This window comes from Rhizobium etli 8C-3, from assembly GCF_001908375.1.
In the GTDB taxonomy this organism is placed as follows: Bacteria; Pseudomonadota; Alphaproteobacteria; order Rhizobiales; family Rhizobiaceae; genus Rhizobium; species Rhizobium etli_B.
On the sequence record NZ_CP017241.1, the window covers coordinates 124,355 to 146,257 of the forward strand.

At 59.8% G+C, this 21,903-nt stretch carries 20 protein-coding genes, 1 tRNA gene and 1 pseudogene; 12 read left to right on the forward strand and 10 right to left on the reverse strand.

The window, feature by feature from the left end:
- Positions 1–107 precede the first annotated feature (107 nt).
- A complete protein-coding gene (locus AM571_RS00590) occupies positions 108–1,562 on the reverse strand; it encodes a mannitol dehydrogenase family protein (protein WP_074059727.1) in 1,455 nt (484 codons plus the stop codon).
- Positions 1,559–2,974: a glucuronate isomerase gene (gene uxaC / locus AM571_RS00595; RefSeq protein WP_074059728.1), complete on the reverse strand. Its 1,416-nt coding sequence runs from the start codon at positions 2,972–2,974 to the stop codon at positions 1,559–1,561. The genes AM571_RS00590 and uxaC overlap by 4 nt, the downstream gene beginning before the upstream one ends.
- Before the next feature lie 168 nt (positions 2,975–3,142).
- On the opposite strand from uxaC, the gene AM571_RS00600 reads away from it, so the two are divergent.
- Positions 3,143–3,352, forward strand: coding sequence for a SlyX family protein (locus AM571_RS00600; protein WP_074059729.1), 210 nt, complete (start codon positions 3,143–3,145; stop codon positions 3,350–3,352).
- A gap of 41 nt (positions 3,353–3,393) precedes the next feature.
- Here AM571_RS00600 and AM571_RS00605 read toward each other — a convergent pair whose 3' ends face one another.
- Both AM571_RS00605 and AM571_RS00610 read right to left on the reverse strand, forming a co-directional pair.
- Positions 3,394–4,875, reverse strand: a complete 1,482-nt coding sequence (locus AM571_RS00605; protein ID WP_074059730.1) for an NAD-dependent succinate-semialdehyde dehydrogenase — start codon at positions 4,873–4,875, stop codon at positions 3,394–3,396.
- A gap of 22 nt (positions 4,876–4,897) precedes the next feature.
- On the reverse strand, positions 4,898–6,178 hold the full coding sequence (locus AM571_RS00610) for a 4-aminobutyrate--2-oxoglutarate transaminase (RefSeq protein ID WP_074062997.1): 1,281 nt from the start codon (positions 6,176–6,178) through the stop codon (positions 4,898–4,900).
- Between the two features lie 204 nt (positions 6,179–6,382).
- Here AM571_RS00610 and AM571_RS00615 point away from each other — a divergent pair, with 204 nt between their 5' ends.
- From AM571_RS00615 to AM571_RS00625, 3 genes are all read left to right on the forward strand, one after another.
- A complete protein-coding gene (locus tag AM571_RS00615; protein ID WP_074062998.1) occupies positions 6,383–7,192 on the forward strand; it encodes a cupin domain-containing protein in 810 nt (269 codons plus the stop codon).
- A gap of 85 nt (positions 7,193–7,277) precedes the next feature.
- A complete protein-coding gene (locus AM571_RS00620) occupies positions 7,278–7,904 on the forward strand; it encodes a ribonuclease D (protein ID WP_074059731.1) in 627 nt (208 codons plus the stop codon).
- Positions 7,905–8,126: 222 nt separating this feature from the next.
- On the forward strand, positions 8,127–9,626 hold the full coding sequence (locus AM571_RS00625; RefSeq protein WP_074059732.1) for a hypothetical protein: 1,500 nt from the start codon (positions 8,127–8,129) through the stop codon (positions 9,624–9,626).
- A 65-nt stretch (positions 9,627–9,691) separates the two neighbouring features.
- On the opposite strand, the gene rpsA is transcribed toward AM571_RS00625, so the two are convergent.
- The 3 genes from rpsA to AM571_RS00640 form a co-directional block, all read right to left on the reverse strand.
- Positions 9,692–11,392 carry a 30S ribosomal protein S1 gene (rpsA, locus tag AM571_RS00630; protein ID WP_022713201.1) on the reverse strand — a complete coding sequence of 567 codons (1,701 nt, stop codon included), beginning with the start codon at positions 11,390–11,392 and terminating at the stop codon, positions 9,692–9,694.
- Positions 11,393–11,568: 176 nt separating this feature from the next.
- The gene (gene cmk, locus AM571_RS00635; RefSeq protein WP_074059733.1) at positions 11,569–12,213 is read right to left on the reverse strand and encodes a (d)CMP kinase; all 645 of its coding nucleotides are present in this window, start codon (positions 12,211–12,213) and stop codon (positions 11,569–11,571) included.
- Positions 12,210–12,500, reverse strand: coding sequence for a hypothetical protein (locus AM571_RS00640; protein ID WP_074059734.1), 291 nt, complete (start codon positions 12,498–12,500; stop codon positions 12,210–12,212). Before AM571_RS00640 ends, cmk begins: the two co-directional genes overlap by 4 nt.
- A 216-nt stretch (positions 12,501–12,716) precedes the next feature.
- Between AM571_RS00640 and AM571_RS00645 the strand changes: the two genes are divergently transcribed.
- From AM571_RS00645 to AM571_RS00665, 5 genes are all read left to right on the forward strand, one after another.
- Positions 12,717–13,100 (forward strand): TIGR02300 family protein, encoded by a 384-nt coding sequence (locus AM571_RS00645; protein ID WP_074059735.1) that lies wholly within the window; start codon positions 12,717–12,719, stop codon positions 13,098–13,100.
- Positions 13,101–13,248: 148 nt separating this feature from the next.
- Positions 13,249–13,324, forward strand: a tRNA-Ala gene (locus AM571_RS00650).
- Positions 13,325–13,872: 548 nt separating this feature from the next.
- The gene (gene recF / locus AM571_RS00655) at positions 13,873–14,997 is read left to right on the forward strand and encodes a DNA replication/repair protein RecF (protein ID WP_074059736.1); all 1,125 of its coding nucleotides are present in this window, start codon (positions 13,873–13,875) and stop codon (positions 14,995–14,997) included.
- Positions 14,994–15,818, forward strand: a complete 825-nt coding sequence (locus AM571_RS00660) for a molybdopterin-synthase adenylyltransferase MoeB (RefSeq protein WP_074059737.1) — start codon at positions 14,994–14,996, stop codon at positions 15,816–15,818. Before recF ends, AM571_RS00660 begins: the two co-directional genes overlap by 4 nt.
- Complete coding sequence (locus tag AM571_RS00665; protein WP_074059738.1) at positions 15,815–16,288, forward strand: GNAT family N-acetyltransferase; 474 nt, start codon at positions 15,815–15,817, stop codon at positions 16,286–16,288. Before AM571_RS00660 ends, AM571_RS00665 begins: the two co-directional genes overlap by 4 nt.
- On the opposite strand, the gene AM571_RS00670 is transcribed toward AM571_RS00665, so the two are convergent.
- Positions 16,285–17,286 (reverse strand): 2-hydroxyacid dehydrogenase, encoded by a 1,002-nt coding sequence (locus AM571_RS00670; protein ID WP_074059739.1) that lies wholly within the window; start codon positions 17,284–17,286, stop codon positions 16,285–16,287. The genes AM571_RS00665 and AM571_RS00670 overlap by 4 nt on opposite strands.
- 185 nt (positions 17,287–17,471) lie before the next feature.
- On the opposite strand from AM571_RS00670, the gene AM571_RS00675 reads away from it, so the two are divergent.
- A complete protein-coding gene (locus AM571_RS00675; RefSeq protein ID WP_074062999.1) occupies positions 17,472–18,011 on the forward strand; it encodes an SH3 domain-containing protein in 540 nt (179 codons plus the stop codon).
- Here AM571_RS00675 and AM571_RS00680 read toward each other — a convergent pair.
- Positions 18,004–18,995 (reverse strand): annotated as a pseudogene (locus AM571_RS00680) (adenosine kinase). The gene AM571_RS00675 and the pseudogene AM571_RS00680 overlap by 8 nt on opposite strands.
- 410 nt (positions 18,996–19,405) lie before the next feature.
- Between AM571_RS00680 and AM571_RS00685 the strand changes: the two are divergent.
- The gene (locus tag AM571_RS00685; protein ID WP_074059740.1) at positions 19,406–20,353 is read left to right on the forward strand and encodes an AEC family transporter; all 948 of its coding nucleotides are present in this window, start codon (positions 19,406–19,408) and stop codon (positions 20,351–20,353) included.
- Positions 20,354–20,413: 60 nt separating this feature from the next.
- On the opposite strand, the gene AM571_RS00690 is transcribed toward AM571_RS00685, so the two are convergent.
- The gene (locus tag AM571_RS00690) at positions 20,414–20,992 is read right to left on the reverse strand and encodes a c-type cytochrome (RefSeq protein WP_074059741.1); all 579 of its coding nucleotides are present in this window, start codon (positions 20,990–20,992) and stop codon (positions 20,414–20,416) included.
- A gap of 155 nt (positions 20,993–21,147) precedes the next feature.
- Between AM571_RS00690 and AM571_RS00695 the strand changes: the two genes are divergently transcribed.
- Positions 21,148–21,903, forward strand: a complete 756-nt coding sequence (locus AM571_RS00695) for a 3-deoxy-manno-octulosonate cytidylyltransferase (RefSeq protein ID WP_074059742.1) — start codon at positions 21,148–21,150, stop codon at positions 21,901–21,903.

A 21,903-nucleotide genomic window follows, 5' to 3' on the forward strand; every position in this document is an offset into this window, starting at 1 on the left:
GAGATTTTGCCAAGCCACTCTTGTTCTGCTGGCAGGAGGCCAGCCAGGAAGCCTTCGATAGCCAAAGACCTGGCACTGTGGCGGCGGACCAACACGGCGTGCTCCACTCAGATCAGCGGCAGCCTGTTGTCCTGGATCAGAATCTCCAGCTTGTTCGCCACGTCCTCGGTCCAGGCGGCGTTTTTGGCCAGTCCCGCAGGGAAGAGCCCAGGCAGGCTGAAAAGCGCCGTCGCTACCGCAGCGCCGTTTCGCGGGACATCTCTAAGGATATCTGCGATTTCACCAGCTCTCGGATCCCGTAACTCGTAAGTCTTGCCATTCCGGTCTATCCCCAGCGCATAGCGCATCCAGGCGGCAACTGCGATTGCGTAAGTCTCCGCCTTGCTTCCATGAGCGAGCGCTTCGGTTGCCGGCTCCAGGAGACGTTGCGGCAGTTTCTGCGTCCCGTCCATGGCGATCTGATAGGTGCGGTGCGCGATCGCCTTATTTTGAAAGCGTGCTATGAGTTCTTCGGCATAGTGCTCGAGATTGATTCCTGGAACGGGATCGAGGGTTGCAGCCGCCGCGCTCATGTGCCGGCGCGCAAGCGCTGACAAGCCGGCGTCATCCATGACATCGCGGATGTATTCATAGCCACCTATATATCCAAGATAGGCGAGCAGCGAATGAGCCCCGTTCAGCATGCGAAGCTTCATCTTCTCGTAGGCCGAGACTTCCTCGACCATCAACACGCCAGCCTTCTCCCAGGCTGGGCGGCCATTGGCGAAATGGTCTTCGATCACCCATTGCGTGAATGGCTCGGTCTCGATCGCCGCAAGATCCTGCTGCCCCGTCAGGCGCTCGGCATCGGCATAGGTAACATCGGTACTGGCGGGGGTGATGCGATCGACCATCGTTGAGGGAAAGGGCACGGTCTGTTCGATCCAGTCGTGCAGCGAAGGGTCGACCCGGCTCGCAAATTCAAGAACCAGACGCTTGAGGACTGCGCCGTTGCCCGGCAGGTTATCGCAACTCAGCGGCGTGAAGGGCGCGATGCCCTTTTTACGCCGGCGAGACAAGCCTTCGACAAGATAGCCGACGACGCCGCGCGGCGTATGCGGATGGATAAGATCGGCGGCGATGTCTGGATGGTTGAGATCGAGGCCGCCGGTAAGGGTATCCAGGCCATAGGCCTTCTCCGTCACCGTCAGGCTGACGATGCGAATTCCCGGATCTTCCAGGCGAGCAAGCAACACTGCCGGTTGGCGCGTTGCGACATGGGCCTTCAGGATCGGGCCGATCACTTGCGCTGTCGTTGCCGACGTATCGCGGATCAGCATCGTATACAGGCCGTTCTGCTCGTTCAGGTGATCGGCGACATCGGCGGTGCGCAGGCTTGCGACTTCAATGCCCCAGTCGCCGTAGGCGGCCGCAAGTGCGGCATCGGTAAAAGGTGCAAAATGCGCGCGGAAGAAGGCCCCCGGGCCGAGATGCAGGATGCCGCTTTTCAGCTTGCTTCGGTCATAGGCAGGAAGCTTTGCCGTCGGCGCGAGGCCCGTCAGGTTTTGCAGTCGCTTGGTCACAGCTTGTATGCCTTCTTCGCATTGTCGTAGGAAAGCGCGCGCGCGACGATCTCGGCATCCTTCTTTGAAATCCGGTGCTCGGCTGCGAGCTGCGCGAGGAAGCGGCAGACCTCGCGACGCCAGACGTCGTGGCGGGCGGGGATTGAAAGCAGTGCGCGCGTATCGTCGTTGAAGCCGGCGAGATTGGCAAAGCCGGCCGTTTCAACGACCTGGTCAAGATAGCGGCGAATGCCGTTCGGGCTGTCATGGAACCACCAGGGTGGACCGATCATCAGGCACTCCCAGTGCCCGGCCATCGGTGCCAGTTCGCGGGCATAGGTCGTCTCGTCGAGCGTGAAGAGCAAAACCCTCAGACCGGGCGCATGGCCGTATTTTGACAGCATGGCGTTCAGACCGCCGACCCAGTCTGTGCGTGTGGGAATGTCGGCGCCCATGTTCGGGCCGCGCGTCTGGAATAGTCCGCTGTCGGTGTTTCGGCGGGAGCCGGCATGAATCTGCATCACCATGCCGTCTTCGGCCGAGAGGCCTGCCATCTCCGTCATCATCAGGCCACGGAAAAGCTCGGCATCTGACCCAGAAAGAGGTCCGCTCAGGGCTTTGTCGAGCAGCGCCTGCTTGTCGGCAAGCGGCAGATCTGCCGTAAAGGCCGTCGGCACCCCGTGGTCCGTGGCTGTTGCGCCGAACTGCCGGAAATAGGCGCGGCGCTTCCGGTGCGCATCGACCATTCCATCCCATCGGGTAGTGTCGGTGCCGGTGATCTCGCCAAATTGAAGGAGATTGGCACGGAAACCGACGGCATCCGGATCGGTGACACTGTCTGGCCGGTATGTGGTGCGCACACGGCCGATCCAGCCCTCCGCCGCCATCTTCTGGTGATGGGTCAGCGGGTCGAGCGCGCCTTCTGTCGTCGCAATCGTCTCGATACCGAAACGCTTGTGAAGCGCGCGCGGGCGGAATTCGGGCAGCGCCAATTGTGCGTTGATGTGGTCGTAAAGCCTGTCGGCGGTATCGGGGGTCAGCGGCTCGCTACAGCCAAGTACGGCCGACATCGCATGATCGACCCAGAGGCTGGAAGGCGTACCGCGGAAAAGGTGATACTGTGCAGAAAAGGCCCGCCAGATGGCCCGGCCTTCTGCGACCGGCCTGCCGTCGAGCCGCGGCACGCCGAGATCGTCGAGCTTGACGCCTGCACTGTGCAGCATGCGGAAAAGATAGTGATCGGGAATGACAAGCAGTGAAGCCGCGTCCTCGAAAGGCTTGTCCTCGGCAAACCATGAAGGGTCGGTGTGCCCGTGCGGGCTGACAATCGGCAGATTGCGGACCGCCTCGTAAAGGTCGCGCGCGACGGTTCGCGTTGCCGGATCGGCCGGAAAGAGCCGGTCCGGATGAAGAAAGCCGTTTCCTACATCCATCAGATTTCCTCCCTGAATAAACAGGGCCTATCCCACCTGAGCATGGACGGCAAGCCCTATTAGTAACTAAACGGTTCACTTTCGGGATCGATTTTTGCAAGCCTCGAAAGCATTGACGCAAGGATCTTTTTCCGCTTTGGAAAGGCAGGAATTGCCGGGAGAAAACCGATGTCCGACGAGACAGGTCGAATCACCAAACTTGAGGAAATGGTCGCCCATCAGGCACAGACGATCGAGGAGCTTTCCGATCAACTCGCGGAGCAATGGAAGGCAGTCGAGCAGATGCGCGCCAAGCTCGACCGGCTGACGGAACGCTTTCTGTCCCTTGAGGAGCAAGCTCTCGAAGCCCCGGCGATTACGCGCCCGCCGCATTATTGACTGGCAGTAAAAAGGGCGCCTCCACGGCGCCCTTTTCGGGCTCAGAGATTGCCGATGCAGAGATATTTCATTTCGAGATAATCGTCGACGCCATGGCGCGAACCTTCGCGGCCGTGCCCGGACTGCTTGACACCACCGAAAGGCGCCGTTTCCGTCGACATCAGGCCGGTATTGATACCGACCATGCCATATTCCAGCGCTTCGGCAACCTTCCAGACCTTCTTAAGATCACCGGCGAAGAAATAAGCGGCAAGGCCGAATTCGGTGTCGTTCGCCTGTTGAATCACCTCTTCAACAGTATCGAAGCGGAAGAGTGGAGCAACAGGACCGAAAGTCTCTTCACGCGCTACCTTCATGCCGCGGGCAACATCAGTCAATACGGTCGGCGTAAAGAAGGTGCCGGCGCCTGCGATGCGCTTGCCGCCGGTCAGCACCCTGGCGCCCTTGGAAAGCGCGTCGCTGACGTGATCTTCGACCTTCGCAAGGCCTTGCGCGTCGATCAGCGGTCCGATCGTGACGCCTGCATCGAAGCCGTTGCCGACGGACATGGCTTCGACCTTTGCTGCCAGCTTGGCCGCAAAAGCGTCGTAGACGCCTGACTGGACGTAGAGTCGATTGGCGCAAACGCAAGTCTGGCCGGCATTGCGATATTTCGAGGCGATCGCACCTTCGACGGCGGCATCGAGATCGGCATCGTCAAAGACGATGAAAGGTGCGTTACCGCCGAGCTCGAGGCTGACCTTCTTGATCTGGTCGGCGCACTGGCGCATCAGGATGCGGCCGACTTCCGTCGAACCGGTAAAGCTGATCTTGCGCACTTTGTCGTTGCTGCAAAGCTCCTTGCCGATCGCCGGACCGTCTTGGCCGACAATGACGTTGAAGACACCAGCCGGGACGCCGGCCTGTTCGGCAAGAACTGCGAGCGCGATCGCTGAGAGCGGGGTCTGCTCGGCGGGTTTCGACACGACCGTGCAGCCGACAGCTAGCGCCGGAGCGATCTTGCGGGTGATCATCGCCGCCGGGAAGTTCCAGGGCGTGATGGTGCCGACGACTCCGACCGGCTGCTTGATGACGATCATGCGCTTGTCGTTGGAAGGAGCGGGAATCGTTTCGCCGTAGATGCGCTTGGCTTCCTCTGCATACCATTCGATATAAGCGGCGGCATAAAGGATCTCGCCGCGTGCTTCAGGAAAGGGCTTACCCATTTCCGCCGTCAGGATCGCCGCCAGCTCATCGGCGTTGGCGACCATCAGGTCGAACCACTTGCGCAGGATGGCGCTACGCTCCCTTGCAGGACGTGCTGCCCATGCAGGTTGCGCCGCATGGGCCGCCTCGATCGCCTTGCGGGTGTCGGCAGCACCCATGTCCGGCAGCGAGGCGAGCACTTCGCCTGTTGCCGGGTTCAAGACGTCGAAGGTTTTCGTCGCTTCGCCCCTCGTCCATTCGCCCTTGACGTATCCGCAGTCGCGAAGGAACGGCGAGGAAAAGGGCACATGCTTGGTCAGTGCAGTCGTGAATGACATGTCATTAACTCCGAAGGGCGGTTTAGTTGCCCGCACTTGCTTGAAGGATCGAGGTTTCGAGGATATCGAGCGCTTCGACGAAGATATTGTCCTGGATGGTGATCGGGGCAAGGAAGCGAATGACGTTTGCGTGCACGCCGCAGGTCAAAAGAATGAGACCCTTCTCCAGCGCGATCAGGCGGACCTTGTTGGCGAAATCCGCGCTCGGCAGGTTTGTCACCTTGTCATTGAACTCGATGGCGTTCATGAAGCCCGGGCCGCGGATGTCGGCGATTTCCGGCACCTTGTCGCGCAGAGATTCCAGCCGTTGCTTCAGGCGGCTGCCGAGCTGGTTGGCCCGGTTGCAGAGGTCCTCGTCCTTGATGACGTCGAGCACGGCGTGCGCTGCGGCGATGCCGAGAGGGTTGCCGCCATAGGTGCCGCCGAGACCGCCCGGGCCCGGTGCATCCATGACTTCCGCGCGGCCGGTGACGGCAGCCAGGGGAAAGCCGCCGGCAAGGCTTTTTGCCATCGTCATCAGGTCGGGCGCGACCTCATGGTGGTTCATGGCAAACATCTTGCCCGTGCGCGCAAAGCCCGTCTGCACCTCGTCGGCAATCAACAGAATGCCGTGCTGGTCGCAAAGTTCGCGTAGCGCCTTCATGAATGCGACCGGTGCAGGATAGAACCCGCCTTCGCCCTGAACCGGCTCGATGATGATGGCGGCGACGCGCTGCGGATCGACATCGGCGGCGAAAAGCCTCTTCAGGGCGGCAAGCGACTGTTCAGTTGACACGCCATGCATCTCGACGGGGAAAGGCACGTGGAAAACATCGCCCGGCATCGCGCCAAAGCCAACCTTGTAGGGCACGACCTTGCCGGTCAGCGCCATGCCCATAAAGGTGCGGCCATGGAAGCCGCCGCCAAAGGCGATGACGGCGGAGCGGCCGGTGGCGGCACGCGCTATCTTCACGGCGTTCTCGACAGCCTCGGCGCCCGTCGTCACGAAGATCGTCTTCTTGGCAAAGCTTCCGGGCGCCAGCGCGTTCAGACGTTCGGCGAGATGCACGTAGCTTTCATAAGGCACGACTTGATGGCAGGTATGGGTGAAGTGGTCGAGTTGATCTTTTACCGCGGCGATCACCCGCGGATGGCGGTGGCCCGTGTTGAGCACTGCGATGCCGGCTGCGAAGTCGATGTAGCGGCGTCCCTCCTTGTCCCAGATCTCGGCATTCTCCGCCCGGTCGGCATAGATCTGCGTGGTCATGCCAACGCCGCGCGATATAGCGGCATTCTTCCGGTTCGTAAGGGTGATCGTGTTCATCGTGGGCTCGCGCTCCTGCGCTGGAAGGGAGGAATTATCTTGCATAATTTCTGCAAGGAAGTTACAAAATACCTACATTTTTCCTGCAGGAAATCAAGCGGCATTTTTTGCTTCAAACATCACGCTTTTTGATGGATGCCCGCGCCGGAAGAGTGTGCCCGCACAGCGCCAAAGACAAAAATGGAACCAGGGATTTATCGCTTGATGAACAACAACGGTCCGGTACGCTACAAGGTGGCCGAAGCGGCAAGACTGGCAGGCATTTCCGCCTCAACGGCCCGCCTGTGGGAAAGCCAGGGCCTGGTCGTTCCCGACCGCTCCCAAACCGGCCATCGCCAATACAGTGCCGAGGATGTCGCCCGTCTGAAGCGGATTTCGTGGTATCGCGTCGAGCGCGGGCTAAACCCGGCGGCGATCCGCGAGGCACTGGAAAGCGAGGAACCGTCGACCGAAAACGCCGAGAGCAGCAGCACGTCCGACATCGGCCGCCGGCTGCGCAGTCTTCGTCATGCGGCAGAAAAGACGCTCGAGCAGGTGGCGAGCGAGATGGGCATCACCTCTTCGACCCTGTCGACACTGGAACGCACGTCGCAGGGCGTCAGTTTCAAGACGCTGCACGATCTCGCCGAATATTACGGCACCACAGTCTCGCGCCTCTCCGGCGAGGAGAGCCAGGACGTTCCCGCAATCGTCCGTTCGGGCGAATGGCGCACCTGGCCGCAGACGACGCCCGGCGTTTCGGTACAGCTGCTGGCCGAAGGCCGACGTATGATGGATTGCCATCGTTTCGTGCTGGCACCGGGGGCTGCCAGCGAAGGCGCCTACCGGCATGAAGGCGAGGAATTCATGCATGTGCTTTCCGGCCGCCTTGAGCTCGTTCTCGATTCCGACCAGTTCTTCGATCTCGGCCCCGGCGACTCGCTCTACTTCGAAAGCCGCCGCTATCATTCCTGGCGCAATCGCCACGATGGCGAGACTGTTCTCCTGTGGATCAACACGCCACCGACATTCTAACGCTCGAAGAGCTTCAAAGCGGTATCGCTGCGGCTGCCTTTGCGCTATAGCGCGACGTGAGACATTGAAACGATAAGAGACAGCCATGGCCGCCACCATCCGTTACCACGAAGGCGATATTTCAGAGCAGGACGCCGCCCGTTATACGGGCGCGATCGCGATCGATACGGAAACGCTCGGCCTCGTGCCACGCCGCGACCGGCTCTGTGTCGTACAGCTTTCGCCGGGTGACGGCACCGCCGATGTCATCCGCATTGCCGCCGGACAGAAGGAAGCGCCGAATCTGGTCGCGATGTTCGCCGATCCTGCTCGCCTAAAGATCTTCCATTATGGACGCTTCGATATCGCCGTGCTGTTCCACACCTTCGCCGTCACCACGGCGCCTGTCTTCTGCACCAAGATCGCATCGCGCCTATGTCGCACCTATACGGATCGCCACGGCCTGAAGGACAATCTCAAGGAAATGCTCGACGTCGACATCTCCAAGGTCCAGCAGTCGTCGGATTGGGCAGCGGCGACCCTATCGCCGGCTCAGCTCGAATATGCCGCCTCCGATGTGCTCTACCTGCATGCGTTGCGCGACAAGCTGACTGAGCGGCTGATCCGCGACGGTCGTATCGACCACGCGACCGCCTGCTTCGAATTTCTGCCGACCCGCGCCAAACTCGATCTGCTCGGCTGGGAAGAGGCCGATATCTTCGCCCATAGTTGAAGTCTTCAAATGCTGTCGCGGCCGGGCGAGACTTGATCGCGTCCGGCTGTTAGCGTTTCGTTAAAGAGATTTCGGTAAGATTATCATCAATTTTTATGCATTCGTCGGTGCGATGACGCGCCATGCGGACAGGAGGATCTGCGGGAGAATGCGAGGGGCCGGATGAGCGCGGTCCTCTTGTGATCTGCTTCCATCGTCACTTTGCGACAAAAGGAGCATGCCATGTTGACTCCGGTTCGTGCAGCGTCAAATGCAAGCCTTTCCTCCCACGGCCAAACCGAGGTGATCGTTGCCAGCGGGCTGGGTCGTTCCGCCGTTGCGCCGACGCCGGCCCAGGCAGTCGAAGCCACAGACCTCAATTCAGCGATTGCCGGCAAGCTCAATATCCTTCTGGCAGCCGCTCGCGAGCGCATGTTCGATGCGCTGCTCGATGCCATCAATGCCGCCTCGCGCGCGCTGCCGCTGCCGCGCAGGGAATCGGAAAGCAACCTCGCTTTTGCATCGCGCCTCGCAGAAGCCATCCAAAAGCTTCCGGCTGCCCGGATCAACGAGATCGAGACCAAGCTCGTGGGAGCGGGTCATACTCTGCCGCTGCGGTTGATTGCCGAGGCGCTGAAGAATCCGGCCGGTCCGCAGGCAGCCCGTGTGATCGCCTATCTTGAAACGATCCGTTATAAGGATCGTGATCTGGCGGCCCGCGCCGTCGTTCGCTCCTATCGCCAGAACGATGCTTCGCCTCTGCGCCCGGAAGCACGGCCAAACATCCTGATCCAGGAAGAGAAACTGCTGTCAATCGCAAAGGCTCAGCAATCGCCTGTAGGGGAGGCTCAGGCACCGCTTTCAACCGGAAGAGCAGTGCTGCTTGCGCCAGCCGTGCTCGTTGCCGAATTGGCGGAGCAGCCGGTCAAACCGGCCGAGGCGGCCTATGAAGAGCCTGCGCGCGCAGAAGGCAATCGGCTCGAACTCCCTGACGCGATCGACGTGCAGGCCATGGATCCGGTCTCGACGGAAACGCTGACGCTGGTCGACGAGCCGACGGGCGTTGAAGCTCAGATCCCGGCGGTGCGCCCTGATCATTCGGAGCCGGCTATTCCGAAGGTCTGGACCGGTGTTCTTGCCTCGATGACCGAAGAAGCTTCCGAGCTCATCGTCGCAATCATCGGCGAGCAGGAAACAGCCATGCTCCTGGATGATCTGGCAGCGGTGCCGGCGACAACCGAAACGACAACCGCGGATACGGTGGCCGAGAAAGTGCCGGCGCCGGCTGACCTTTCGGAAGCTGCGACCCCTTTGAAGCTGCAGCAGGCAGTGGTGAGTGCGCGGTTGCCGGTTGCCGAACCCGCACAGATTATCCACCAGCAGAAAGACATCGTGGCGCAGCCGCAGCTTCTCCCTGCCGATATTGCCGAGGTCATGGAGAAATCAGGTTTGCTGAAGCCGATTGATGGGATGCCATACACCCAGCATCCTTACCAGTTCGCCAAGGACGGTGCCCAACGCCGCGACGGCGAAATGCATCGTCGCGACTACGAAGGCAGTGGCTGCGAGGGCGAGCAGCAGGCCGACAGGGGCAGCGATCATCGGGAGGAAGAGGCTGAAGGCCAGCAACGCGCCGAAGGCGTCGCGCCTCAGGATCTGCCCGAGGTCGACGCTGGCACAAGCGGCAATGCCGTCGCCGATCCGGTTTACGCACTCTATCAGCGGATGGTCGGCTGGGAATAGCCGTCCAAGCAATAAAAAACCCGCCGGAATCGCTCCAGCGGGTTCATTATTTCAAAGCTTAACGATTACTCGCCGCGGTTCTTCAGAGCCGCGCCAAGGATGTCGCCGAGCGAAGCGCCGCTATCGGACGAACCGAACTGAGCGACAGCTTCCTTCTCTTCTGCGATTTCCAGAGCCTTGATGGACAGCATGATCTTGCGGTCCTTCTTGGAGAAGTTGGTGACGCGGGCGTCAACAACCTGACCAACCGAGAAGCGTTCGGGACGCTGCTCGTCGCGGTCGCGCGACAGGTCGGCGCGGCGGATGAACGAAGTGATGTCTTCGTGGTCGACGAGCTTCACTTCGATGCCGCCGTCGTTGACTGCGATCACTTCGCAGGAAACGACAGCATTTTTGCGCAGGTCGCCCGAAGCAGCTGCTTCGCCAACCGCATCCTTGCCGAGCTGCTTGATGCCGAGCGAGATGCGTTCCTTCTCGACGTCGACGTCGAGAACGACTGCCTTGACGACGTCGCCCTTGTTGAACTCTTCGATGACCTGTTCGCCCGGACGGTTCCAGTCGAGATCGGAGAGATGCACCATGCCGTCGACGTCGCCGTCGAGACCGATGAACAGGCCGAATTCGGTCTTGTTCTTGACTTCGCCTTCGACTTCAGTGCCGGCCGGATGATTGCGGGCGAAAGCTGCCCACGGATTTTCCAGCGTCTGCTTGAGGCCGAGCGAAATACGGCGCTTGGACGGATCGACTTCGAGGACGACCACTTCGACTTCCTGGCTCGTGGACAGGATCTTGCCGGGGTGTACGTTCTTCTTGGTCCAGGACATTTCGGAGATGTGGATCAGGCCCTCGATGCCCGGCTCCAGCTCGACGAAAGCACCGTAGTCGGTGATGTTCGTGACCGTACCGGAAATCTTCTTGCCTTCAGGATACTTTGCCTGGATGCCATCCCACGGATCGCTCTCGAGCTGCTTCATGCCAAGCGAGATTCGGTGGGTTTCCTGGTTGATGCGGATGATCTGAACCTTGACCTGCTGGCCGATGTTCAGGATTTCCGACGGGTGGTTCACACGGCGCCATGCCATGTCGGTGACGTGCAGAAGGCCGTCGATGCCGCCGAGGTCAACGAACGCACCGTAATCGGTGATGTTCTTGACGACGCCGTCAACAACCTGGCCTTCTTCGAGGTTCTGAACGATTTCAGAACGCTGCTCGGCACGGGACTCTTCCAGAACCGTACGGCGCGAAACCACGATGTTGCCGCGGCGCTTGTCCATCTTGAGGATTTCGAAGGGCTGCGGGTTGTGCATCAGCGGAGACACGTCGCGGATCGGACGGATGTCGACCTGAGAACGCGGCAGGAAGGCGATCGCACCGTCGAGGTCGACAGTGAAGCCGCCCTTGACCTGGTTGAAGATCACGCCTTCGACGCGCTCGCCGGCTTCGAACTTTGCTTCAAGCTTGATCCAGCTTTCTTCGCGGCGAGCCTTCTCGCGCGACAGAACCGCCTCGCCAAGCGCGTTTTCGATACGCTCGACATAAACTTCGACTTCGTCGCCGACCTTCAGCGAACCATCCTTGGCTTTCGCGCCGAATTCCTTGAGCGCGATGCGGCCTTCGACCTTCAGGCCGACGTCGACAACGGCGACATCCTTTTCGATGCCGGTGACGATGCCCTTGGTGACATAGCCTTCAGCCAGATCGTTCTTGGCAAAGGACTCTTCGAGAAGGGCCGCGAAATCCTCGCGAGAGGGAGTAGCTACTGACATAAAATCTCCTGCGTGACCTTTGATACTGACAAGGCCCACGTATGCGCCGGTTGGTTCGTGTTGAACGGGCCTGAACCCAGTCCGCCTCCTTGCAAGGAAGCAATCCGGCGCTTGGACGGAATTTCAGGCTTTTAATAAAGCGCTTCCCGGCAAAAGCACGGAACGATCGCTCGAATTCAGCTGTTTCGCCTCAATGCTGCGTCGATGATCGATTTCGCAGCTTGAAACGCGGCCTCTATACTCATTTCCGACGTATCAAGCAAGTGTGCTTCTTCCGCTGGTTTCAAGGGGCTGTCGGCCCGTCCCATATCGCGTTCGTCGCGCCGCTTCACGTCCTCGAAGATCGCATCGAAATCTGCCGTTGCCCCCTTGCCGATGATCTCCTGGTAGCGGCGCCTGGCGCGCACCTCCGGGGAAGCAGTCACATAAAGCTTAACCGGAGCATCCGGGCAGACGACGGTGCCGATATCACGTCCGTCGAGCACTGTTCCGGGAGCCTTCTGCGAAAACCGCCGCTGCGCGTCCACCAGCGCCCGGCGCACGGCGGGCATGACGGCAATCCTTGAGGCGGCTTCGCCGATCTCATGCCTTGAAAGTATATCGCGCTCGAGGCCGCCCAGTTCAACTTCGCGAGCTATTTTTTCGGCGACCTGCTCGTTATCGAGCGGCAGGCCGGCATCGAGCAACGCCTTCGCAGCCGCTCGATAAGTCAGGCCAGTATCGAGATGATGAAAGCCGTACTCATCGGCGATCTGCCGCGAAAGCGTGCCCTTGCCCGCGGCTGCGGGTCCATCGATGGCGATTATAAATGTCTTGCTCAATGGTTTCCTTCCAGCCTGCGGTCGCGCTTCACAAGATCCAGCATCTCGGCCTCACCAGTCGTCCCGCCGATGCTTACCGCCACGCCTTCGCGATGGGCGACCGGCCGGTTTTGGCTGACCTTCCACCTTGGCTTGGATCGTCGTGATCTCGGTTCGGCGCCGGTGACGGCTTTCGGTTGCGTTCGGATGAAATGCGCAGGAGCATCACGCACGACCCATGGATGGGGGCGGATCAACTGCTGCTGGGTCGCCAGATCATTTTCCCTGAAACGGGGCGATTGATACATCTGTGTCTCGCTGGTTTATCGTTTCGGGCGCTACCTAACACAATGTTATTTGCCGGTCATCTGACGATCATTCGTCCATACTGATTGCAGCGCGAAGTTTCGCTTTGACATCGTTGGCCGCAACGATTATGGGGACCGGCTTATAAATTCCGATGAAACGCCGGTTTGAACGGCATTTGCCGAATTTAGCATTCGGCCATTCTCACGAGGCTTATAGTGGCGAAAGCGGAACTTGGAACCAAGCGCACCGATCCGGAAACCGGCAAGAAATTCTACGATCTGAACCGGGATCCGATCGTTTCTCCTTATACCGGAAAGTCCTACCCATTGTCCTTCTTCCAGGAAACATCGGCAGCAGCAGCCGAGATCGCCGAAGAAGACGAGGTTCAGGAAGTCGATACCGAAAACACCGAAGTCGAACTCGTGTCGCTGGAAGACGCCGATGAAGGCGCATCCGGCGATGATATCCCGGATATCGGCGACGACGACGTCGAAATCGAAGGCGATGACGACGATACGTTCCTCGAAGCCGACGAAGACGATGAAGATGATGACATGAGCGATATCATCGGCGTCACCGGCGACGACGACGAAGTCTGATCGTAAGCACGGCCCGGACGGCAAAAAATCTCCGGGCCGGTTTTTTTGGCTTGCCATCTGCGAAAACCGCAAGTAAGAAGCCGCCACTCCGCCGGGCATATGCCACGGAGTATCCCAGGACCGGATACAATACCCGGACCACCCTGATGGGGCTATAGCTCAGCTGGGAGAGCGCTTGCATGGCATGCAAGAGGTCAGCGGTTCGATCCCGCTTAGCTCCACCAAATCTCCCCAAGCCAGTTCAATTGTAAGTTTTCTTCCGTTCAACCGTTCTGTCGTTCGATGGGAAAGTACCGGGGAAGTACGATCGATTTCCAGTCGCTTTGCGCCGTGGATGGCTCTTTCGCTGGAACCCAAGGCCTCATAAAAAAGTTTACAGACTGCGGATATTGCCTCGTCTAACGTAGTCACGCGCGACGTCTGTGAGGACGATCGAGAAGACAATCTCTCCGGTGGCGCCGTTTCCATGTCTGCTCTCCTGGCAAACTCAACCGGTGTTTGCCTGTCAGATCCGGCGCGGCGTCTAAGAGCACAGAACATTTTGTTGTCTCAGAATTTTGCGGTGGCCTAAAGTGATTTCTGCCGAAATCGCGGAGTTGATCGGGGCTTCTTTCTTTGCCAGAGGAATATCCGTGGAAACACCTGGGAAATACGAAAACGGAAACGAGAGCCGCCCCCCACAGCTATTAAAGCGGCTTGTCTCGTAGCCGACCCTTGCCATGAACTTCCGTTCGGCATAGCTCTGCCCCAATGCCCCGAATCCGGATGTGCGATGCCCCACAAGGTTTCCCTTTCCCGCCTGAAGCTCACCGACTTCCGCAACTACGCGGCGGCTTCGCTGACGCTCGATGGGCGCCATGTCGTGCTGACGGGGGACAACGGTGCCGGCAAGACCAATCTGATGGAGGCGGTTTCCTTCCTCTCGCCTGGCCGTGGTCTTCGCCGCGCCACCTATGCAGATGTCACGCGGGTCGGGGCCCCCGCGGGCTTTTCGATCTTTGCCGAGCTCGACGGCATGGAAGGTGAGGTCGAAATCGGGACTGGCATCGATTCTGGCGATGACAATACCGGCCGCAAGCTGCGCATCAACGGCACGCCGGCAAAGACGGCCGACGAGTTGACGGATCATCTGCGCGTGCTCTGGTTGACGCCTGCCATGGATGGCCTTTTCGCCGGCGGATCTTCAGACCGCCGCCGCTTTCTTGATCGCCTCGTGCTATCGCTCGATCCTGCACACGGCCGCCGCGCCACCGATTTCGAGCGCGCCATGCGCAGCCGCAACAAACTCTTGGACGACGGCCGTTTCGACCCCTCCTGGCTGTCGGGTATCGAAGAGCAGATGGCAAGCCTGGGCATCGCCATGGCGCTTGCGCGCGAAGAAATGCTCGGCCTGCTTTCCCGCCTGATAGAGGAAACGCGCGAAACTTCGCCTTTCCCCTCCGCCACACTCGAACTTTCCGGTTTCATGGATGGTCAGTTGGCGCGCCCTTCCGTAGACCTGGAAGATGAATATGCCGCGATGCTCGCTCAAAACCGCTATCGTGATGCCGGGGCCGGCCGCACGCTTGAAGGCCCGCACCGAGCCGATCTGCTGGTCCGGCACCGCGAAAAGCAGATGGAGGCGGAGCGTTGTTCGACGGGCGAACAGAAGGCGCTGCTTGTCGGACTGGTCCTCGCCCATGCCAAGCTTGTCGCCAATCTCACTGGCCATGCGCCGGTTCTGCTTCTTGATGAAATCGCCGCCCATCTCGACGAGGCCCGCCGCGGCGCGCTCTTCGATCTCATCGATGCGCTTGGCGGCCAGGCCTTCATGACCGGCACCGATCGCTCGATGTTTTCTCTCCTCGGCGACCGCGCTCAATTCTTCACTGTTGCCGATGGCCGGGTATTCGAATGACGGATGCCGCTTTCCCCGCGCCTTCAGGCCATGATAGCATTGCGTCCATGGAACCCTTGAGCCCGGAAGAAATCGCAAGATATCAGCGTCATATTCTGCTGCCTGAGATCGGTGGAGCGGGTCAGCAAAGACTGAAGGCAGCGCGTGTGCTGGTAATCGGCGCGGGCGGGCTCGGCGCACCGGTTCTGCAATACCTCGCAGCTGCCGGGATCGGCACACTCGGCATTGCCGATGACGATCGCGTTTCGCTCTCCAATCTGCAGCGCCAGGTCATCCATGATTCCGGCACGATTGGCGATCTGAAGACGCAAAGCGCCGCCTTTGCAATCGCCCGGCTAAATCCGCATGTGAACGTCATCCGCTTCGAAGAGCGCTTTTCGTCCGAGTCCGCTCGCCGCCATCTTTCTGGCTTCGACTTGCTGATCGATGCGTCGGACAATTTCGAGACGCGATACGCTGCAGCCGATGCCGCTGAACTGGCGGAAATTCCGCTCGTGAGCGGTGCTGTCGGCCGTTTTGACGGATCTTTGACCGTCCTGAAGCCTTACGAACGAGCCGAAGACGGCGCGCTCAACCCCGCCTATCGCGATCTATTTCCGGAAATCCCGCCGGAGGGCCTCATTCCCGCCTGCGCCGAAACCGGCATCATCGGGGCATTGACCGGTGTCATCGGCACGCTGATGGCGATGGAGGCGATCAAGGTCATTACCGGCGCCGGGGAACCGCTTATCGGCCGGTTGCTGCTCTACGATGCGCTTGCTGTCCGTTTCGACAGCGTCCGTTACAAGCGCCGCCGCGCTCAAGGGCCGAGCGGTTCATGAAGATCGTCCGGATCGATGGGAATTTCCACCGCTGGAGCGAGCTGCTGCAACTAATCCTCTCGTCCTTCGCCCATATGAATGGCCGCATCAATCCGCCGTCTTCGGCCCTGAGCCTGACATCGCAATCACTTGCCGAAAAAACCGTAAGAGAAATCGGTTACGTCGCGCTTGAAGACGAGGATTTGCTTGGCTGCATGTTCTTGAGGCCTGAGCCTGGATGTCTTTATCTCGGCAAACTCGCGGTCGCGCCGGAGGCGCAGGGCAGGGGTGTTGGAAAGCTCTTGCTGCAGGTAGCCGAGGTGGCTGCGAAAGAGCGCCTGCTATCGGCGCTGCGGCTCGAAACGCGAATCGAATTGACCGAGAACCATTCGGTCTTTGCCGCCTGGGGTTTTGCGAAGACGGCCGAAAAATCTCATCCGGGTTTCGATCGGATCACCTATATCGAAATGCGCAAGGTTCTCGCCCTCTAGCGGCCGGGCAGCACGCGATTGGGCGGCCGGTGGCCGTCGATGAAGGTGCGGATGTTGATAATCACCTTGTCGCCCATATCGATGCGACCTTCGATCGTTGCCGAACTCATGTGCGGCAGCAGCACCACCTTGCCCTCGTTTGCAAGTTTGACAAGCTTCGGGTTGACGGCAGGTTCGTTCTCGAAAACGTCGAGGCCGGCGCCGGCGATCTTTCCCTCCCTCAGGCATTTGATCAAGGCGCTCTCATCCACGACGTCACCGCGCGCGGTGTTGACGATATAGGCGGTCGGCTGCAGCAGCGCGAGGCGGCGAGCGGAAATCAAGTGGAAGGTTGCTGGCGTCGAAGGGCAATTGATGGAAACGATGTCGACCCGTGCCAGCATCTGGTCGAGGCTTTCCCAATAAGTTGCCTCGAGTTCGTCCTCGGTCGCCGGGCTCACCCGCTTGCGGTTGTGATAGTGGATCGACAGGCCGAAGGCCTTGGCGCGGCGGGCAACGGCTGTGCCTATCCGGCCCATGCCGACGATGCCGATGCGCTTGCCGTGAATTCGCCGGCCGAGCATCCAGGTCGGCGACCATCCGGCCCATTCGCCGGGCTTGTCGGTAAGCACCCGTGCACCTTCGCCGAGGCGCCGGGGCACGGCCAGGATCAGCGCCATTGTCATGTCGGCCGTGTCCTCGGTCAGAACATTCGGCGTGTTGGTAACGGTAATTCCCTTGCGGGCTGCCGCCTCGACATCGATGTGGTCGGTGCCGTTCGAAAAGCTCGCGATCAGCTTCATTTGCGGACCAGACTGCGAGATAAGATCGGCATCAATGCGGTCCGTCACCGTCGGCACCAGGACGTCGGCCGTCTTTACGGCCTCGATGAGTTCAGAGGCAGAGCGTGGCGAATCATCGATATTGAGCTCGGCGTCGAAAAGTTCTCGCATGCGGGTTTCCACCGCATCCGGCAGTTTCCGGGTGATGTAGACCTTCGGTTTTTTCTTTGATGTCATCGCGGCCGGCCATGCCCTGTTCAGAGGTCTTTAACCAAGACGGGGGATAATTTTCCCGTCTCGGGCATTTTCTACCAGACCCACACGCGAAGACAAACAAAACTCGCGGGTACGTTAGGTGAATGTCAAAGCCCGGCGGCAAGCAGGCTGGATCTGCTGGCGAACTTGAGCGAACGGAAATCTCCATGCGTGGAAAATATCTTAAGGTCTGCCTCGTCTTTGCGGTTGGTCTGGTGTTTGCGGCCCACGCCGCCGAACCCGCTTATGCGCAAGTGGCAAAGGGCCCGAGCGGCCTACCGCTTCCGCGCTTCGTCACGCTGAAGTCGAAGCGCGTCAATCTGCGCATCGGCCCGGGCACGGATTATGCCGCATCGTGGATGTATCTCAAGGCCGGCCTGCCGGTCGAAATCATCCAGGAGTACGACAACTGGCGCCGTATCCGCGATGCGGATGGCACGGAAGGCTGGGTAAACCAATCGCTCCTGTCGGGGCAGCGCGCGGCGATTGCCGCACCGTGGATGAAGGGCAAGGGCAAGTTTGTCTATGTCAATATGCGCCGAGAGCCGCAGTCGTCAGCGACCGTTGTCGCCAAGCTGGAGCCGGGTGTGATGATCCATATCGCCGAATGCAACGGCGATTGGTGTCATGCCGAAGCCGACAGCGCCGAAGGTTGGGTGGCGCAGTCGGAAATCTGGGGCGCTTACCCGGGCGAAGCCTTCAAATAAGCTGCGCGTCGCGGGCGGCTTCGGAAAGCGATTTCATCGGCCGCGGCCGATCTGCTGAATGACGATGCCAGCTGCTAGGCAGCCAAGCTTGCCGCAATCTTCCAGCGTCCGTCCATGGGTGTAGCCATAGAGGAAACCTGAGGCGAAGAGGTCGCCGGCGCCGGTCGTATCGACCACTTCCTTGATGCGAATCGCGTCGACATACCAGCGTTCCTTGCCTTTCAGCATAACGGCGCCGTTTTCGCTCATCGTCACAGCCGCGATCTTGCAATCCTTGGCGATCTTGTCGAGCGCCTCCTCGAAATCGTCCGTTTCGTAAAGAGCGAGTACTTCCTGCCGGTTGGCAAACACGATGTCGACAGTGCCGGAGCGCATGAGGTCGAGGAACTCCGCGCGGTAGCGATCGACGCAGAAACTGTCCGAGAGCGTCATCGATACTTCGCGGCCATTCTCGTGGGCGATGCGGGCGCATTCGCGAATCGCTTCCTTGGCGCGCGGCGGATCCCAGAGATAGCCTTCGAAGTAGGTCACCTTGGCTTGTGCCACGATCTCGGGCTCGACATCCTCCGGGCCGAGTTCGACGCAGGCGCCGAGATAGGTATTCATCGAGCGTTCGCCGTCATCCGTGACGAAGATCATCGAGCGCGCGGTCGGTGGGAACGTGCCGTTTGGCTTCGTCTGGTAATGTACGCCCTGAGCCCGGATGTCGTGGGCGAAGATCTCGCCGAGCTGATCCTCCGCGACCTTGCCGAAATATGCGGCCCTGCCGCCGAGGCTTGCAACGCCCGCTGCCGTATTGCCAGCGCTTCCGCCTGAAGCTTCGAGTGCCGGTCCCATTCGAGAGTAAAGGAGTTCGGCGCGGGCGGCGTCGATAAGGTTCATCGCCGCCTTGGTGATATCATTGTCAATGAGGAACTGGTCGTCGCAGCGCGCGATGATATCGACGATGGCGTTGCCGACAGTCAGAACATCGAATTTTGTCATGAAAGGGGAGGTTCCCGATTAGATGATAGCCGGGATCCGGTCTTACCGGAATTTCCTGGCTTTGGAAGAAAAAACGCCGCCGCTGGCCCATTTCTTCGCAAGTGCCGTCGGTCCGTCATGTCTTTGTTACGTTGAGACTTTAGACACACTTGCAAGCAGGCCGGCACGAGCAGCCTTTGAGTTGTGGCCGGATGAGAAGGCGAAATGCCCTTCGACTGTACCGGAGCAGGCGCTGACCACGGATGAACTGGCAGCACCGGAACCGGGTGTCCGGCCCGTCCGGATGCGAAAAAGCGGGCAGTGCCCGCTTTTTTTGTTTCTGCCGTGCCCGCGCGCCTTTGCCAATCCATTTGTCAACGAAGAAGTTTTGCTGCTAGAGCAGGATATCCCCGCGCAAGGCATCCCTCCACATGATAGCCATCATCTTCGACGTTCTTCCCATCTTCATCATGATTCTGATCGGCTGGCTGATCGTCAAAACGGGACTGATGAAGGCAGATGTCGGCGACGCTTTGAGCGATTTCGTTTTCAAGATTGCCGTCCCACTGCTTCTTTTCCGCACGATCGCCGAAGCGGATTTCCACGGTGCTTCGCCGTTTCGTCTCTGGATCGCTTATTTCTCCGGGGTTGCGGTGACCTGGACGGCAGGTCACGTTGCGGCGACCCGGTTTTTTGGCCGTGATGATCGCATCGGCGTGCTTGCCGGCGTTTCGTCGGCATTTGCAAATACCATCTTCGTCGGTCTGCCGCTTGTTCAACGCACGGTCGGCAATGAGGGTCTTGTGCCGCTTTCAATCCTGATCGCCGTGCATCTGCCCGTCATGATGGTCATCGGCACGATCATGATGGAGCGGGCGGAGCGGAAGATTGCGGGCAAAGGCGAGCGCAGCATGCTGAAACTGCTTCGACAGATCGGTCTCAATCTTGTCCGTAATCCGCTCGTCATCGGCCTTGTCGCCGGTGCAGCGGTTCACCTTGCAGGTCTTCCAATGCCGCAGCCGGTGGCGTCGATTGTCGACCAGCTGGCAGGCGTTGCTGGACCTGTGGCCCTTGTATCCCTGGGCATGGCTCTCGAGAGGTATGGCGTCTCCGGCAATGTCGGCATCGCCAGCGTCACATCTGCCTTCAAACTGGTGTTGCTTCCATGCTGCGTCTGGGCCGCAAGCCATCTGGTTGGACTGACTGCCAGCTGGACCGCGGCGCTGGTGTTGATCGCCGCTGTTCCCACCGGCGTCAACGCCTGGCTGATCGCCAATCGTTTCGGCGTCGGCCACAGCCTCGCGGCCTCCACGATCACGGTAACGACGGCACTCGGCGCCATATCGGTTTCGCTCTGGGCTTATCTGCTCGGCGCCTGACCGCAAAAAGCCCGGCGTCGGCCGGGCTCTCGATTTCGTCGGGAAAGCTCTGCTGCAGGATTACTGCGTAACGGTATCGGGCGCGTTCGGATCCGGCAACGGAACCGGTGCGTCTGCCAGCGTGTGCAAGTAAAGGATTACGTTCGCGCGATCCTGTTCCTTCGGCAGGCCGGCAAAGCCCATGGCCGTGCCCGGAATCTGTTTTTTCGGTGCCAGCAGGAAATGGTTCAGGTGATCGAAGGTCCACTTTTCGCTGCCGCCCTTGGAGAAATCCTTCATGGCGGAGGAATAGGCGAAGCCCTCATGCGAAGCGATCGGACGATCGACGAGACCATAGAGGTTCGGACCGACTTTATTTGGCCCTCCCTTGGTCACGTCATGACAGGACTGACACTTCTTGAATACCGTTTCGCCAGCCTTGGCATCGGCGCTGGCAAGAAGCTTGGCGATCGGAACCACAGCTGCTGCAGGTGCAGCTTCGCCACCGCCGGCAGCGGGCGCCTCTTCAGCAACGATAGCGAAACCTTCCTTCTCCGGCGCTTCGGAATGGAAGATCCCTTCGGACGCGATCGACACTGACATCAGGACGAAAATTGTTCCGAGAAGCGCCCCAACGCCCATATTGACATAAGAATTCATCTGCAATGCTCCCCGTGCAGTCGGCAGACCCTGAATAGGCACCATCTTGAAATCGCGCGGAACCTATGTCTTTTGGCAGTTCGTTGCAACTGTCTAAATGGTCTTGTACGTGAGACTTTTTGACACTTTCCTGCCTGGAATAGAAGGTCCGAACGATGACTGCTTCAAATTTAGATGACGTGCTGGTTCTGATCCCCGCCCGCATGGCGTCCACCCGCCTTCCCGGCAAGCCGCTGGCCGATATTTGCGGATTGCCGATGATCGTCCAGGTCGCTTTGCGGGCGAAGGAAGCGCAGATCGGCCGTGTTGTCATCGCGGTCGACGACGAGGAGGTATTCGAGGCAGTTTCGAAAGCCGGCTTCGAAGTCGTTATGACCCGCAAGGACCACCAATCCGGCTCCGATCGCATTTTCGAAGCCCTGCACAAGGTCGATCCGGACGCCAGGGCCAGGATCATTGTCAACGTCCAAGGCGACCTGCCGACCATTGATCCAGAAACGATCCGAGCTGCATTGCGCCCGTTGGAAGGGGAGACCGTCGATATTGCGACGCTCACCGTCGAGATCACCGACGAGGAAGAGAGGATCAATCCGAACGTCGTCAAGGTCGTGGGGTCTCCGCTCTCCGAAACCCGTCTTCATGCGCTCTATTTCACCCGCGCCACAGCACCTTATGGCCAAGGGCCGCTCTATCACCATATCGGTCTTTATGCATATCGCCGGGCTGCGCTCGAGAAATTCGTCTCGCTCGGCCCGTCGGCCCTTGAGAAGCGCGAATCCCTGGAGCAGCTTCGCGCGCTCGAAGCCGGCATGCGCATCGACGTGGAGATCGTCAAAACCGTTCCACTTGGGGTCGATACGCCGGTCGATCTGGAGAAGGCCCGCCGCATTCTTTCGGCAAGGAAGGCATGA